Origin of the sequence: Corynebacterium sp. CNCTC7651, from assembly GCF_021496665.1 — a bacterium.
Classification (GTDB): Bacteria; Actinomycetota; Actinomycetes; order Mycobacteriales; family Mycobacteriaceae; genus Corynebacterium.
In genome coordinates, this window is the sequence record NZ_CP071246.1 from 2,051,922 (window position 1) to 2,065,518 (window position 13,597).

Here is a 13,597-nt window from a genome sequence, read left to right on the forward strand (position 1 = left end):
GAGCATGATGTCGAACTTTGCCACCCAGCTGGTGCATCGCCTTGAGAAAGAGGGCGTGAAGCGCATTTACGGTCTTGTGGGTGATTCGCTGAACCCGCTTTCGGACGCTGTGCGCCAGAGCGAGCAGATCGAATGGATCCACGTCCGCAACGAGGAGGCGGCCGCGTTCGCAGCCGGCGCCGATTCCCTTGCCGCCGACGAGCTGGCCGTGTGCGGCGCGTCCTGCGGTCCGGGCAACACCCACTTCGTGCAGGGCCTGTTTGAGTCCCACCGCAACGGCGCGAAGGTGCTCGCGATCGCGTCCCACATTCCGACGATCGAGATCGGCTCTTCTTTCTTCCAAGAGACCCACCCGGAGCTGCTGTTCCAGGAGTGCTCCTCCTACTGCGAGGTTGCGCACAACGCGGACCAGGGCATGCGCGTGCTGCACAACGCACTGCAGAACACCTTGGCCGGTAACGGTGTCTCCGTGATGGTGGTGCCGGGCGACGTGTTCGCCGCTGACGTAGCGGACGGCCCGCACACCGCGGACGGCGTCTACGCCACCGGTGCCGGCAAGCGCGTCTTCCCGGACCCGCACGAGGCTGCCCGTCTGGTTGAGGCGATTAACAAGGCTGACAAGGTCACCATCTTCGCCGGCTACGGCGCGCGTGACGCCCGCGACGAGGTCTTCGCCCTGGCGGAGAAGATCAAAGCGCCGATTGGCCACACCTTCCGCGGCAAGATGTACTTCGAGTACGACAACCCGTACGACGTCGGCATGTCCGGCCTGCTGGGCTACGGCTCCTGTGTGGAGGCGATGGAAGAGTGCGACCTGTTCATCATGGTCGGCACCGACTTCCCGTACACCGACTGGCTCCCGGATGAGAACGTGGCGCAGATTGACATCGACGGCACCCACATCGGTCGCCGCACCACCGTGGAGTACCCGGTGGTGGGCGACGTGAAGAGCACGATCGAGAACATCCTCCCGCACGTGGAGGAGAAGAAGAGCCGCAAGTTCCTGGACAAGATGCTCAAGCGCCACTACGAGCTGCTTGAGGATGTGGTCAACCACTACACCAACAAGGCCTTCGAATCGAAGAAGCCGATCCACCCGGAGCTGGCCGCCTCCGTGCTGGACAAGCTTGCGGACGAGGACGCGTACTTCACCGTGGACACCGGCATGTGCAACGTGTGGTCCTCCCGCTACCTCACCCCGAACGGCAAGCGCGACGAGGCCGCGTCCTTCCTCCACGGCACCATGGCCAACGCGCTGCCGATGGCGATTGGCGTGCAGGCCGCGTTCCCGGACCGCCAGGTGATCTCCTGGTCCGGCGACGGCGGCTTGGGCATGCTGATGGGCGAGCTTTTGACCATCAAGCTGCACCAGCTGCCGGTGAAGGTGATCTGCTTCAACAACTCCTCCCTGGGCATGGTGAAGCTGGAGATGATGGTGGCCGGCATGCCGTACTTCGGCACCGACCACGAGGAAGCCAACTACGCCGAGATTGCCAAGGGCGTGGGCATCCAGTCCTACCGCATCGAGGATCCGGACGACCTGGAGCCCGTGCTCAAGGAGGCCCTCGCCCACGACGGTCCGGTGCTAGTGGACATTGTCACCGACCCGAACGCGCTGTCCCTGCCGCCGGACATCACCTGGGACATGATGAAGGGCTTTGCCAAGTCCGGCGCCCGCACCGCCTTCCTTGAGGGTGGCGTGGGCAGGCTCTTCGACCTGGCCAAGTCCAACATGCGTCACATCGGCGGCGCCGCGGCCATCGAGTTCAAGTAGAACGAATCCGCGCGCGCCGCAGCGCCCGCTGTCTGGTGCGCCCGCAACGCCGCCCTCCCGAGTGCCTCACGCTCTGGGAGGGCGGCGTTTTGTGTTGCGCGCACCACAACCAGGGCTAAAAATGTGAGCACACCAACACTCCTTACGGGCGTGTGCGGTCCCCAGCAACCCGCCAAACCACCCCCACTTCGCCCAATACAAGCTCCCACCAGCGGTAACGCGGGATTCGGTGGGCACCACACACATCACCGCGGCCCCAAGCGGGGCACCAGGGCCTTGCGTAACGACGCTCCATCCCACCACGACCGGGGTTACTGTTATCAACCTGTAATTATTGATGGTCGTCAACATACGTACCGTTCTTTATGGGTGAAAACATCATCAACCGCGATTCAGCTCCGCCCGGAGCTGGCGCACCTAACAGAAGGATTCCTATGACGAACCCCCAGAACCCCGGCCAGCGCGCCCACGCGCAGGGAGAAAAGGTCCAGCGCGTCGAGCGCACCACCACCACTCGCAAGGCCGCTCCGGCTCAGCGCGCCGCGACCCCGGCAACGTCCGCGTCCACGGCGTACGAGACCACCGACCACGTGGGCCAGGAAGCCTGGATCGGCACCGGCTCCGACAACGTCTCCAACGGCAACGTCTCTTGGGGCGCAATCTTTGCCGGCGTGGTGACGTTCCTCGGCATCATGATCCTCCTCGGCGTCGGCGCCGCAGCGATGGGCCTGCAGGGCTCCACCGGCCTCGCAACCGGCATCTTCGCCCTGATCTCCCTGGCTGTCGCGTTCGCGGCCGCCGGCTACGTCGCGGGTGCGCTCGGCGTGCGCGCTGGCCTCTTCCACGGCTTCGCTACTTGGGCGACCTCCCTCATCGCTGCTCTGATCCTCGCTGGCTGGCTCGGCGCTTCCGTGATCGGTGGCGTCGGCTCCTTGCTGGGTTCCGCCGGGTCCGCCCTCGGCGCCGCGACTGGTACCGCCGTCGGCACTGCCGGCGAGTACGCTTCCCAGAACGTTTCCCGCGAGGAGCTGGAGAACCGCGCGAACGAGGTCGCTGACCAGGTGAAGGAGAACGTTAACGTCACCGACCAGGACATCGAGAACGCCAAGCAGCAGGCCAACGAGATGGCTAACGACGCAGCCCAGAAGGCCGACGAGATCTCCGACCAGGCCGCAGTGGGCACCTGGTGGACCTTCGCAGGCCTGATCATCGGCGCCGTCATCGCTTCCCTCGCCGGTGCCGCGGGTGCTCGCTCCGTACTCAACCGCGACGATCACCAGCAGGTCGTGCGCAAGCGCTAGTTCGCTTTACGACGATCCCATACACACGAAAGACCCGAGCGGGAAACCTTCACGGTTTCCGCCCGGGTCTTCGTTGTTTTCTCTCGTGTGCTGGCGGTACGTGGCTAGGTGCGCTGGCGGCGCCGGGCGCTCGGGTCCCACAGCACCACCTGCGTGGACTGCGGGACGTGCACCAGCTCGCCGCCGGAGCGGCGGGCAAGCAGCTGTCGCTGCAGCTCCTCCACTTCGCTGCGCTGGGTGTCCAGCTGTCCCTCGAGGGTTTCGATGCGCTCGGTGAGCTCGATGATGGTCTTAATGCCGGCCAGGTTCACACCCTCCTCTTGGGAGAGGTGCTGGATGCGGCGCAGCATCGTGATGTCGCGGGTGGAGTACCGGCGACCGCCGCCGCTGGTGCGCATGGGGGTGACCAAACCGAGCCGGTCGTACGTGCGCAGGGTTTGCGCGTGCATGCCGGTCAGTTCGGCGGCGGCGGAAATGACGTAGTACTTCTCTTCAGCCATATCCACGCACCCCCTTTACTGGGCTCCGGCCCACCCGGCGCGCGGGTCAAAGCCGGAGTCCTTCTCCGCCTGGGCGTAGGTGCGCAGCGCGCTCATCGCGCCGGCATCGAGGTCCTTGGGCACGCGGACCTCGACGGTCACTAGCAGGTCGCCGGCAGTGCCGGACTTGCGCTGGATGCCGCGGCCCTTCACGCGCAAGGTGCGCCCGTTGGGCGTACCGGCCGGGACCTTCACCTTCACCGGCTTGTCCAGCGTGGGCACCGTGACGGTGCCGCCGAGGGCCAGCTCGCCGAAGGAGACGGGCACGGTGATCTCGAGGTCGTCGCCGCTGCGGGTGAACACAGCGTCCGGGCGCACGCGCACCGTGACAAAGAGGTCGCCAGAAGGCGTGCCGTTCGGCCCGGCCTCACCCTGGCCGGCCAACCGCACCTTCTGCCCGTCCACCACACCGGCGGGGATACGCACCGTGATAGAGCGCGTGCGCCGGACGGTGCCGGTGCCGGAGCAGGTAGGGCACGGATCCTCGATCACTTCGCCGGTGCCGTCGCAGTTCGTGCACGGCCGAGCCATGCCGAACGCGCCGGAATTCTCCCGGATGTAGCCGGTGCCAGAGCACTCCGCACAGGTGTGGGTCTTGCCGGACTTGGAGCCGGAGCCGTGGCAGGTGGTGCACGGGGCGTCGCCGGTAAGCTCCACCGGGAAGGTGGTGCCCTTGGCGGCCTCGCGGAAGTCGATGGTTATTTCGGTTTCGACGTCCGCCCCCCGCGACGGCCGAGCGTTCCTGCCAGCACCGCCGCCGCGGTTAAAGAAGCCACCGAGGAAATCACCAAGGCCGCCGTCTCCAGCTTGTCCGCCAGCCCCTGTTCCGAAGATGTCGTTGAGGTCTCCGATGTCGAAGTCGCCCTGCGGCGCTGTCGTACGAAACCCGCCCGGGAACCCGGCACCTCCTTGTCCCCCGAACCGGCCGGAGAACCCTCCGAAGCCGCCCGAGCCGATCATGGACTTGAACTGGTCGTATTCCTTGCGCTTTTCCTCGTCGCCGACAACGTCGTACGCCTCAGCGACGCGCTTGAACTTCTCCTCCGCGGCCTTGTTGCCGGGGTTGGAGTCGGGGTGGTTCTCGCGCGCGAGCTTGCGGTACGCCTTCTTAATGTCGGCGGCAGAGGCGCTCGAGGATACCCCGAGGTCGCCGTAGTAATCCTTGTTGGCCCACTCTTGTTGCATTGCCATCGCGCATCCTCCTTTCGCTTACATGTTTATTAAGGTGTGCCGCTCGCCCGCGGCGTGGGTGTTACTCAGCCGGGTGCTCCGCAGCTGGCTGCTCGCCGGCCGGGTCCGCAATGATTACCATCGCGTTGCGCACCAGGCGGTCACCAAGGCGGTAGCCCTTGCGCAGCACGGTGCCGATGACCTTGTCGTCGCCGGAGGACAGGTCCTGGACCGCCTCGTGGATCTCCGGGTCAAAGGCCTCGCCCTCAGCGCCGAAGGCAGCCAACTTCTGGCCCTCCAGCGTGGAGCGCAGCTTGTCCCCGAAGGACTTCAGCGGACCTTCGGCCAAGTCTCCGTGCTGCTCGGCGAGATCTAAATCGTCGAGAAGCGGGAGAAGCTTCTCAGCGAACTTGGCCTTCGTCTGGTCGGCGATCAGCGCACGCTCGCGCTCAGTGCGGCGCCGGTAGTTGGCGTACTCCGCGCTCACGCGCTGCAGATCTTCGGTACGCTCCGCGAGCTGGAGCTCGATGTCGCTCACCGTGCCGTCGCCGTCAGCGTCGGCGACAACACCCTCGCCGATGGAGTCGATCTCTGCCTCGAGCGCGTCGGCGATTTCCGCGTCCGAGAGCCCAGTGAGCGGGTCTTCCGCGTCAGCGCCGGACTCCGGGTCAGCCGCAGCCTCGAAGGCGTGGGCCTCCGCAGCTTCGTCGGCAAGCGCCTCGGCGGCGTCCGGGGACACGTACTGCTCGTCGGTGTTCTCCGGCGCGCCCGGGTTGTCCGGCATCGGCGGGTTCACGTTGGGGTTCGTCATCGCGAACTCCTTCCTGGCACTCGGTGCCGGCTACTTGTTGTCGGCGTCGGTCTCGTTCTCAGCAGCGTCGTCCTCGACGACCTCTGCGTCCACCACATTGTCGTCAACCGGCTCGCCGGCCTCGGCCTGGGTCGCGCCGGCGTTCGCCTCGGCCTCGTACAGCACCTTGCCCAGCTCCTGGGACTCGGAGTTCAGCTTTTCGACGGCTGCCTTAATCGCGTCCAAGTCATCGCCCTTCAGCGCCTCGTCCACAGCGTCCGCAGACTCCGTGACGCGGGTCTTCAGGTCCTCCGGCAGCTTGTCGGAGTTCTCATCCATGAACTTGCGGATCTGGTACGCAGCGGTCTCTGCACCGTTGCGGGTCTCCTGCTCCTCGCGGCGCTTACGGTCCTCATCGGCGTGGGTCTCCGCATCCTTGATCATGCGGTCGATCTCCTCCTGGGACAGGCCGGAGCCGTCCTGGATCTTGATCGTGTTCTCCTTGCCGGTGGCCTTGTCCTTCGCGGACACGCTCACGATGCCGTTCGCGTCGATGTCGAAGGTGACCTCGATCTGCGGGACGCCGCGCGGTGCCGGGGCGATGCCGGCCAGCTCGAAGGAGCCGAGCAGCTTGTTGGCGGCGGCCATCTCGCGCTCGCCCTGGAAGACCTGGATCTGCACGGACGGCTGGTTGTCCTCTGCGGTGGTGAAGGTCTCAGAACGCTTGGTCGGGATGGTGGTGTTGCGCTCAATCAGCTTGGTCATCACACCGCCCTTGGTCTCAATACCGAGGGACAGCGGGGTGACGTCGAGCAGCAGCACGTCCTTCACGTCGCCGCGCAGCACGCCCGCCTGCAGTGCAGCACCCAGTGCCACAACCTCATCCGGGTTCACGGACTTGTTCGGCTCCTTGCCGGTGAGCTCCTTGACCAGGTCGGTCACGGCCGGCATACGGGTGGAGCCGCCAACCATGACAACGTGGTCGATGTCGGAGACGGAGAGGCCGGCGTCCTTGATCACCTGGTGGAACGGTGCCTTGGTGCGGTCCAGCAGGTCGGAAGTGATCTTCTGGAACTCGGTGCGGGACAGGGTCTCATCCAGGAAGAGCGGGTTCTTGTCCGCATCCACCGTGATGTACGGCAGGTTGATGGAAGCCTGCTGCTGGGAGGACAGCTCAATCTTTGCCTTCTCCGCGGCCTCACGCAGACGCTGCATAGCCATCTTGTCCTTGGACAGGTCAACGCCGTTCTGGGCCTTGAACTTGTCCACCAGCCACTCAACGACGCGGTTGTCCCAGTCGTCGCCGCCCAGCTCGTTGTCGCCGGCGGTTGCCAGCACCTCTACAACACCGTCGCCGATCTCCAGCAGGGAAACGTCGAAGGTGCCGCCGCCGAGGTCGAACACCAAAATGGTCTGCTCGCTGTCAGCCTTCTCCAGGCCGTATGCGAGAGCAGCCGCGGTCGGCTCGTTCACAATACGCAGCACGTTCAGGCCCGCGATCTGGCCGGCCTCCTTGGTGGCCTGGCGCTGTGCGTCCTCGAAGTACGCCGGAACGGTGATCACGGCATCGGTGACCTCCTCGCCCAGGTACGCCTCAGCGTCGCGCTTCAGCTTCATCAGGGTGCGGGCGGAAATCTCCTGCGGGGTGTACTTCTTGCCGTCGATGTCCACGGTCCAGTCATCGCCCATGTGGCGCTTGACGGAGCGGATGGTGCGGTCAACGTTGGTCACGGCCTGGTTCTTCGCGGACTGGCCGACAAGCACCTCGCCGTTCTTCGCAAACGCGACGACGGACGGGGTGGTGCGGGAGCCCTCCGCGTTGGCGATAACTACCGGCTCGCCGCCCTCGAGGACGGAGACGACGGAGTTGGTGGTGCCAAGGTCAATACCTACTGCACGAGACATATGTTCTTTTCCTCCTGTGGAAAGTGTGGTTCGTTTGTAAAGTTGAAGCGCTGCGGCTCAACCTCGCGACCGCCACTGTACCAGTGGTCGCCCTCAAAGCCTTACAGCCTTGAGCCGAGCACGCTCAATCTCTATAACGAACCACCGCGAAAGTTGTTCCCGGTTCGCTCAACTTTTTTCGTTGGGGGTATCGGTGCAGGTTGTTCGGGTGATCGTCGATAAGCGAAAAGTGCGATCTGTGGCAAGATAAGCCGGGTGACTGAGAAAAACAGGGATTACGTGGGCGCGCTCGACACAACTGTCGACGATATTCAGATGATGCCCACACCGGCCGACGCAGCCCAAGAGCTGTCGGACGAGCCGATTGACCGCGGCGACGTCATCGCCGCCGATGGCCGCACCGCCGCCGCATGGGCGCTGCGGTTCATCATCGTGGTCGCCGCGACGGCGCTGCTGTTCTGGATGATCGGCAAGGTGTGGATGGGCATTCTGCCGATCCTGCTCGCGCTAATTTTCTGCACCGTGCTGTGGCCGCCGGTGCGCTGGCTACGCAACCACAAGGTGCCGTCCGCGCTGGCCGTGATTCTTGTGCTGGTGGCGTTCTTCGGCGCGATCATCGGCATCTTCTCCGCGATGGCGCCGACCGTGCGCACCCAGGGCGTCCAGCTCTACGAGCAAGCGCAGCAGGGCATCCGCCAGATCCTAGACTTCATCGACGAGCGGCTTGACCCGCAAATCATCGACCCGGACCAGATCCAAGAAGGCCTGAACCAGCTCACCAACTTCGTGCGCGGGCAGGCATCCAACATCGCGTCCGGCGTGTTCAGCGGCATCGGCACCATCGCGTCTGTGGGCACCACGCTGGTGCTCACCCTGATTCTGTCCTTCTTCTTCCTCAAGGACGGCGACCGCTTCCTGCCGTGGCTGCGCAAGTACACCGGTGCGCGCGCCGGCTGGCACCTCACCGAAGTGCTCATGCGCTCCTGGAACACCTTGGCCGGCTTCATCCGCACCCAGGCCATCGTGTCCATGGTGGACGCCGTGTTCATCGGTGTCGGCCTTCTGCTGCTGGGCGTGCCGCTGTGGCCGGTGCTGGCCGTGATCACGTTCTTCGCCGGCTTCATCCCGATCGTCGGTGCGTTCACCGCCGGCGCCCTCGCCGTGATCATCGCGCTGGTGTCCAACGGCTTCTGGAACGCGATTTTCGTGCTGATCCTCATCATCGCCGTCCAGCAGATCGAGGGCAACGTGCTCCAGCCGATCCTGCAGTCCCGCGCCATGGGCCTGCACGCGGCGATTGTGCTGCTGGCCGTGGCGCTCGGCGGCACCATGTTCGGCATCATCGGCGCGTTCCTGGCCGTGCCTGTCGCCGCCGTCGCCGCCGTGTGGTTCCGCTACTGGGCTGAGATGGTGTCGCTGCGAGCGGGGCAAATTACTGCCGACGATATCCAGATGGCAACCCAGCAGTCTCAGGCGCTCGATTCCAAGGAGGCGTTCTCCGCCATCCGCCGCCAGATGGTGCGCATGGCCAAGCGCGAGAAGCCGGAGATCCACGCACCCGTGAAGGATTCGCTCGGTTCTACCCGCGTGCCCACGGGCAAGGAAGCTCCGAAGAAGACCTACGACCACGAGGTCCCCGGCCGGTCCCGCGCCATGGATCCGGACGAGAAGCAGTCCTCCGACAAGGAACGCCAGCGCGAGCTGGACAAGGACGACGCCTAGGGGCTTTTTGCTTTACGACGCTCCCTTGAACCGCGCCCACGAACCTTCCCGTGGGCGCGTTTTTTCCGCGCACGCAATATTCCCCCTGCGCAGGGTTTAGCCCCCGCGCAGGACGCCGTAGGGGTGGTAATCGTTGCGCACCGGCACACCGCGTGGCGAGATCCAGATGCCTTCGCCGCCGCGCATCTCCACTCGGCCGCGTTTATGTCGTCCCACGTCGTCGTCGTTGACGTGGTTGTGGTATCTGCACACCATCACCAGGTTGTTCAGGTTGGTGTGCCCGCCCTGTTTCCACGGAGTGACGTGGTGGGCTTGGTTGTGCACCGCCGGGCTCTTGCACCCCGGCCACGGGCACACCGGGTTGACCAAGCTTGCAAGCGTCCGCTGCTTCTCGTTGGCGAAGCGGCTGGTGTCGTACAGGTTCACCGCGCCGTAGCCCGGCTTCACCAACGCCAACTCGAGGTGGTTCTCCGCGGCCGCGACAAAGCGTTCGATGAACTCGGCGCCAGTGATGGTGGTGCCGTCGGTAAGTCCCAGCACCACCTCCTCGCCGCGGCCCTCGAGGATGTCAACCCAGTCCGGCAGCGGAACGCTGACGATCGGGCGCGGCACGGCGGCCGGGATGACCTGGCCTCCCTCTCCGCTCGCGTTGGCGGAGAACAGCGCGTCCAGCTTGGCCAGCATTTGCGGTGCGGCGGACTGCGTCTCGTCGATGCCCTCGCGCGCGAAGTGCTCCCACTCGGCGGCGCGGTGCTCATCCATCCACATTGTTACCCCGCGCATCTTGTGCCGGGACCTGGTGAAGAACGCGCCCTTCTTCGGCGGCTTCGGCTCGATCGGTGCCGCCGCCTTCACAGCGCGGGTGAACGCGTTGAAGGTCTTCGGCCGCGCGCTTGCCACCGCGCTCAGCACGTCCAGCCGCTTTCGGCCGCGCTCCTGGGGCGCGACCTTCTTCAGGTGCCGCTCCAAAAACACCAGCTCATCGAGCGACACGCCGGCTTCCGCCACTAGCGCCACAGCTTTCTTCTGCTGTTTGTGGGCGTGGGTGGTGCCCAAGTAAACGTCGTAAAGCTCGGCCCAAGTGCGAGCCTTCGTCGGCTCGATGCCAAGCGCGACGGCCTGGTCAACGTCGAACCCGGCCAACAGGTCCAGCGGGCTGCTGGCCATGGCCTCGAGGAACGACATGAGATTCATGCCCCCGACGGTAGCGGTGCACGGGCCCGACCGGAACCCCGCCCGTGCACACCAAGATGTGAAAACGGAGGGAACCGAATTCGCGTACGGTGGTGCGCATGGCTGATTTGAACAACAAGACAATCGCAATTGTGGCAACCGACGGCTTCGAGGACTCCGAGCTGACTTCCCCGAAGGAGGCCGTTGAGGCCGCGGGTGCAACCACCCACGTTATTTCCACCGAGACCGGCGAGATCGAGGGCAAGAAGGGCGCCAAGGTGACTGTGGACGTCACCACCGCTGAGGCGGACGTGGCTAACTACGACGCACTTATTCTCCCCGGCGGCACCGTAAACTCGGACACCATCCGCATTGACAAGGATGCCGTCGCCCTGGTGCAGGCGTTCAAGGCTGCGGACAAGCCGATCGGCGTGATCTGCCACGGCGGCTGGATCCTCGCGGAGGCGGACGTGCTCAAGGACGTCAAGCTCACCTCCGTGGAGAACGTGAAGACCGACCTGGTCAACGCTGGCGCGAACTGGGTGGACGAGGAAGTTGTGGTCGACTCCGGCTTCATCTCCTCCCGCACCCCGGACGACCTGCCGGCCTTCAACAAGGCGCTGGTGGAGGAGTTCGCCAAGTAAAGCGCCCCGCCCGCTGCTACTCACCGCCCGGAGGCTTCCGCAGCCTCGGGGCGGTTTTCGCGCGGTAATCTGGCGTTATGAAACGCCGCGCCTCCTCCGCCTGCTCGCCGGGGCCCTCGCTTGATGACGCTCCCGAGCCGACGCCCCGGCCGGGGCGAGCGCCGCGCCGAGCTCGAGCGCCGCACCGAGCCGGACCATGCAGCGCCAGGGCACCGAGTTCTGGACGTTCACGTTCTAGCTAGGATCGCGCGGCATGCTTGGCCGCCCGGACGACGGCGACAAGCGCGTCGTTGACGCCGCGGATGGCCGCCGCGACCTCGGGCGGCGTGCGGTTGAGTTCGGGCGACGTCAGCGAGTAGTAGATCTCATCGAGCACGCGCTTCCTGTCCTTCCGGGCCAGGTCGCGCGTTTCGTTTTTGAGTACGTTGGGGGTGGCTGTGATTGCGTCGATAAGCTGGAGCGCAACGCCCTCGTTGACCGTTTCGTGAGCCTGCCCCCGGTAGATCTGGTGGATGCGCCCGCGCAGACGCTGCTCGACGGACCCGTCCCGCACCGGGTAGTGCGGCCACTGGACGAACAGGAACCCCCGGGAGCGTTCCTCCAGGATCCCCTGCTGCACCAGGGATGCCGCGGCGTAGTCGATGCGGCCAAAGCGGGTATCCGTAATCCAGTGGTAGGCGCGGCGGCCGGGCTTGCGCTGAATCAACTCGTGCGCGTGTCGCAGCAGAGGCGTGGGCAGCGGCTGCACCAACGGCAGCGGCGTGACCTTCCCGCGGCGGTCCGGGCTGATCTCAATCGCCCCGAGCAAGGCCAGATCCGCCAACGCCGCCGCGCCGAGCGCGAAACGACGGTAGCTGGACACCCACGGTTCCGCCCCACCCTTGTCGGTGGTGAGCAACAGGAAAACTTGCTCCGAGATCAGCATGCGTTCAGCATAAAACTGGGCAGGCTAGCTCGTGGCGGAAACGATCATCGTCGTGTCTTCGGCCGTCGCGCCCTCTTTCTCGGAGGCGGCCTTGGAGTTGGCGCGCGCCTTCATCACGCCGCGCCAAGACAAGACGGCGCCGATGCCGAAGATGAGTACGCGCGGGATCCACAGGTAATGGTCCAGCCCCAGCGCGGCCAGCACCACGGGCACGTTGAGCATGGTGATCAGGGTGCCTACAAACCCGCCGAGCAGGATCGGGTTGAGGCGCGTCACCAGCCAGGCGGCAATCGGCGCGGCGATCACGCCGCCAACCAGCAGCGCCACCACGGCCGCGAGGTTGGCCAGCAGGTCGTTCCACATGCCCACCACAAAGCCGGCAGTTGCAGCCGCGGTGACCAGGAACTCCGCGGTGTTCACCGTGCCCACAATGCGGCGCGGCTCGCTGCGTCCCGCGGACAGCAGCGCGGAGGTGGTCACAGGGCCCCAACCACCGCCGCCGGTGGCATCCACAAAGCCGCCGAACAGCCCAAGTCCGCCCAGGAACCTCTTGGAGTGCGGCTGCGGCGACAGCTTGCGCCTGGTCAACCCGCGCGCGAAACGCAGCATCAGGTTCACGCCAATTGCCGCAAGGATGGCGGACATGATCGGCCGCGCGTGCTCCATCGGCAGCTGCGTCAGCACCACGGCACCGGTGAACGCGCCGATCGCGCCCGGAATACCCACCGCGAACGCCGTGCGCCAGTCCACGTTGCCGAAGCGCCAGTGCGCCACGCCGGACACCAGCGTCGTCCCCAGCTCCGCGGTGTGCACGACCGCGGACGCCGCCGCAGGTGTCAGCCCCGCCAGCATGATCAGAATCGTGGTAGAGGTGACGCCGAAACCCATGCCCAGCCCGCCGTCCACAAGTTGCGCGGCGAAGCCCGCGATGGAAATCAGCAGCAGCGCGGTCAGATTACGCATGACGCACCTCCAGATAGCGTTCGGCCACAATCGCGGCCAGGTCAGTTGTCAACGGCTCAGAACACGTCACGCGCGCCCCGGTCGCCGCCTCGATGCGCGGAATCGCCTCCCGCGCCTTGTCCAGCAGCAGCCCCTCCGCAACAAAGAGGGGCAAAACATGCAGGTCGCCGTGCTTCCGCGCCAGCTCGGTCAGGGCTTCCTCGCCACCGCGCGTCGCGGCAGCTACCCGCACTTCCCGGGCACTTTGCTTGACGACGTTCGAAGCAAGCACCTCATACCCTTCCGCCTGCGCCTCATCCGACGTACCCACTGGGTAGAGGACGATGAGGGCGCCTAAGGGGGCGTCGGCAAGCAGGCGGCTCGTGAGCACCGCCGCGATGTCTTCGCCCATGCCCAGCCCGCGTGCGAGCGTGAGCGGGGCGTGCGCGGAGGCGGCCGCGAGGTGCGCGGGGACGTCGTGGGTGGCGTGGAACGCCTCGGTGAACAGCAGTGGAACGACGACGGCGGGCTGGCCGAGGTCGCGAGCGGCTTCCTCGAGGGTTGGGGCGATGAACTCCAGATGCGCGTCCACGCCCTCGACCTGCAGCGTTTGAGCTGCGGCCCGGGTCAGCGCCTGAATGCCGGCGCGGGCCGCCGGATGGCGGGACCCGTGTGAGAGCGTGATCAGCGCGGTCATGGTCGTTTTCCTCTT

The 13,597-nt window shown here is 65.7% G+C and carries 12 protein-coding genes; 4 read left to right on the top strand and 8 right to left on the bottom strand.

What is annotated here, in order from left to right:
* Positions 1 to 4 precede the first annotated feature (4 nt).
* Together JZY91_RS09865 and JZY91_RS09870 are read left to right on the top strand one after the other, a co-directional pair.
* Positions 5 to 1,774 carry a pyruvate dehydrogenase gene (locus tag JZY91_RS09865; protein ID WP_234947703.1) on the top strand — a complete coding sequence of 590 codons (1,770 nt, stop codon included), beginning with the start codon at positions 5 to 7 and terminating at the stop codon, positions 1,772 to 1,774.
* A 434-nt stretch (positions 1,775 to 2,208) separates the two neighbouring features.
* Positions 2,209 to 3,075 carry a hypothetical protein gene (locus tag JZY91_RS09870; protein WP_234947704.1) on the top strand — a complete coding sequence of 289 codons (867 nt, stop codon included), beginning with the start codon at positions 2,209 to 2,211 and terminating at the stop codon, positions 3,073 to 3,075.
* A 104-nt stretch (positions 3,076 to 3,179) separates the two neighbouring features.
* On the opposite strand, the gene JZY91_RS09875 is transcribed toward JZY91_RS09870, so the two are convergent.
* The 4 genes from JZY91_RS09875 to dnaK form a co-directional block, all read right to left on the bottom strand.
* The gene (locus JZY91_RS09875; protein ID WP_234947705.1) at positions 3,180 to 3,575 is read right to left on the bottom strand and encodes a heat shock protein transcriptional repressor HspR; all 396 of its coding nucleotides are present in this window, start codon (positions 3,573 to 3,575) and stop codon (positions 3,180 to 3,182) included.
* A 15-nt stretch (positions 3,576 to 3,590) separates the two neighbouring features.
* Positions 3,591 to 4,805 carry a molecular chaperone DnaJ gene (dnaJ, locus tag JZY91_RS09880; protein WP_234947706.1) on the bottom strand — a complete coding sequence of 405 codons (1,215 nt, stop codon included), beginning with the start codon at positions 4,803 to 4,805 and terminating at the stop codon, positions 3,591 to 3,593.
* A gap of 61 nt (positions 4,806 to 4,866) precedes the next feature.
* Entirely contained in the window at positions 4,867 to 5,595 is a 729-nt protein-coding gene (grpE, locus tag JZY91_RS09885) for a nucleotide exchange factor GrpE (RefSeq protein ID WP_234947707.1), read from the bottom strand.
* Positions 5,596 to 5,625: 30 nt separating this feature from the next.
* On the bottom strand, positions 5,626 to 7,479 hold the full coding sequence (dnaK, locus tag JZY91_RS09890; protein WP_234947708.1) for a molecular chaperone DnaK: 1,854 nt from the start codon (positions 7,477 to 7,479) through the stop codon (positions 5,626 to 5,628).
* Between the two features lie 315 nt (positions 7,480 to 7,794).
* On the opposite strand from dnaK, the gene JZY91_RS09895 reads away from it, so the two are divergent.
* Positions 7,795 to 9,201 carry an AI-2E family transporter gene (locus tag JZY91_RS09895; RefSeq protein ID WP_234949121.1) on the top strand — a complete coding sequence of 469 codons (1,407 nt, stop codon included), beginning with the start codon at positions 7,795 to 7,797 and terminating at the stop codon, positions 9,199 to 9,201.
* A gap of 96 nt (positions 9,202 to 9,297) precedes the next feature.
* Here JZY91_RS09895 and JZY91_RS09900 read toward each other — a convergent pair whose 3' ends face one another.
* Positions 9,298 to 10,395: an HNH endonuclease signature motif containing protein gene (locus JZY91_RS09900; protein ID WP_234947709.1), complete on the bottom strand. Its 1,098-nt coding sequence runs from the start codon at positions 10,393 to 10,395 to the stop codon at positions 9,298 to 9,300.
* Positions 10,396 to 10,493: 98 nt separating this feature from the next.
* Here JZY91_RS09900 and JZY91_RS09905 point away from each other — a divergent pair, with 98 nt between their 5' ends.
* Positions 10,494 to 11,018, top strand: coding sequence for a type 1 glutamine amidotransferase domain-containing protein (locus JZY91_RS09905; RefSeq protein WP_234947710.1), 525 nt, complete (start codon positions 10,494 to 10,496; stop codon positions 11,016 to 11,018).
* 238 nt (positions 11,019 to 11,256) lie between these two features.
* On the opposite strand, the gene JZY91_RS09910 is transcribed toward JZY91_RS09905, so the two are convergent.
* Genes JZY91_RS09910 through JZY91_RS09920 form a run of 3 tightly spaced genes read right to left on the bottom strand, consistent with a single transcriptional unit; the run spans position 11,257 to position 13,582 of the window.
* Positions 11,257 to 11,943, bottom strand: a complete 687-nt coding sequence (locus JZY91_RS09910; RefSeq protein ID WP_234947711.1) for a GPP34 family phosphoprotein — start codon at positions 11,941 to 11,943, stop codon at positions 11,257 to 11,259.
* A gap of 24 nt (positions 11,944 to 11,967) precedes the next feature.
* Entirely contained in the window at positions 11,968 to 12,897 is a 930-nt protein-coding gene (locus JZY91_RS09915; RefSeq protein ID WP_234949122.1) for a sulfite exporter TauE/SafE family protein, read from the bottom strand.
* Position 12,898: 1 nt separating this feature from the next.
* Entirely contained in the window at positions 12,899 to 13,582 is a 684-nt protein-coding gene (locus JZY91_RS09920) for a sirohydrochlorin chelatase (protein ID WP_234947712.1), read from the bottom strand.
* Positions 13,583 to 13,597 lie beyond the last annotated feature (15 nt).

Coding starts and splice junctions, on each gene's coding strand:
- JZY91_RS09865 (WP_234947703.1), top strand. CDS start 5: ATGATGTCGAACTTTGCCACCCAGCTGGTGCATCGCCTTGAGAAAGAG.
- JZY91_RS09870 (WP_234947704.1), top strand. CDS start 2,209: ATGACGAACCCCCAGAACCCCGGCCAGCGCGCCCACGCGCAGGGAGAA.
- JZY91_RS09875 (WP_234947705.1), bottom strand. CDS start 3,575: ATGGCTGAAGAGAAGTACTACGTCATTTCCGCCGCCGCCGAACTGACC.
- dnaJ (WP_234947706.1), bottom strand. CDS start 4,805: ATGGCAATGCAACAAGAGTGGGCCAACAAGGATTACTACGGCGACCTC.
- grpE (WP_234947707.1), bottom strand. CDS start 5,595: ATGACGAACCCCAACGTGAACCCGCCGATGCCGGACAACCCGGGCGCG.
- dnaK (WP_234947708.1), bottom strand. CDS start 7,479: ATGTCTCGTGCAGTAGGTATTGACCTTGGCACCACCAACTCCGTCGTC.
- JZY91_RS09895 (WP_234949121.1), top strand. CDS start 7,795: ATGATGCCCACACCGGCCGACGCAGCCCAAGAGCTGTCGGACGAGCCG.
- JZY91_RS09900 (WP_234947709.1), bottom strand. CDS start 10,395: ATGAATCTCATGTCGTTCCTCGAGGCCATGGCCAGCAGCCCGCTGGAC.
- JZY91_RS09905 (WP_234947710.1), top strand. CDS start 10,494: ATGGCTGATTTGAACAACAAGACAATCGCAATTGTGGCAACCGACGGC.
- JZY91_RS09910 (WP_234947711.1), bottom strand. CDS start 11,943: ATGCTGATCTCGGAGCAAGTTTTCCTGTTGCTCACCACCGACAAGGGT.
- JZY91_RS09920 (WP_234947712.1), bottom strand. CDS start 13,582: ATGACCGCGCTGATCACGCTCTCACACGGGTCCCGCCATCCGGCGGCC.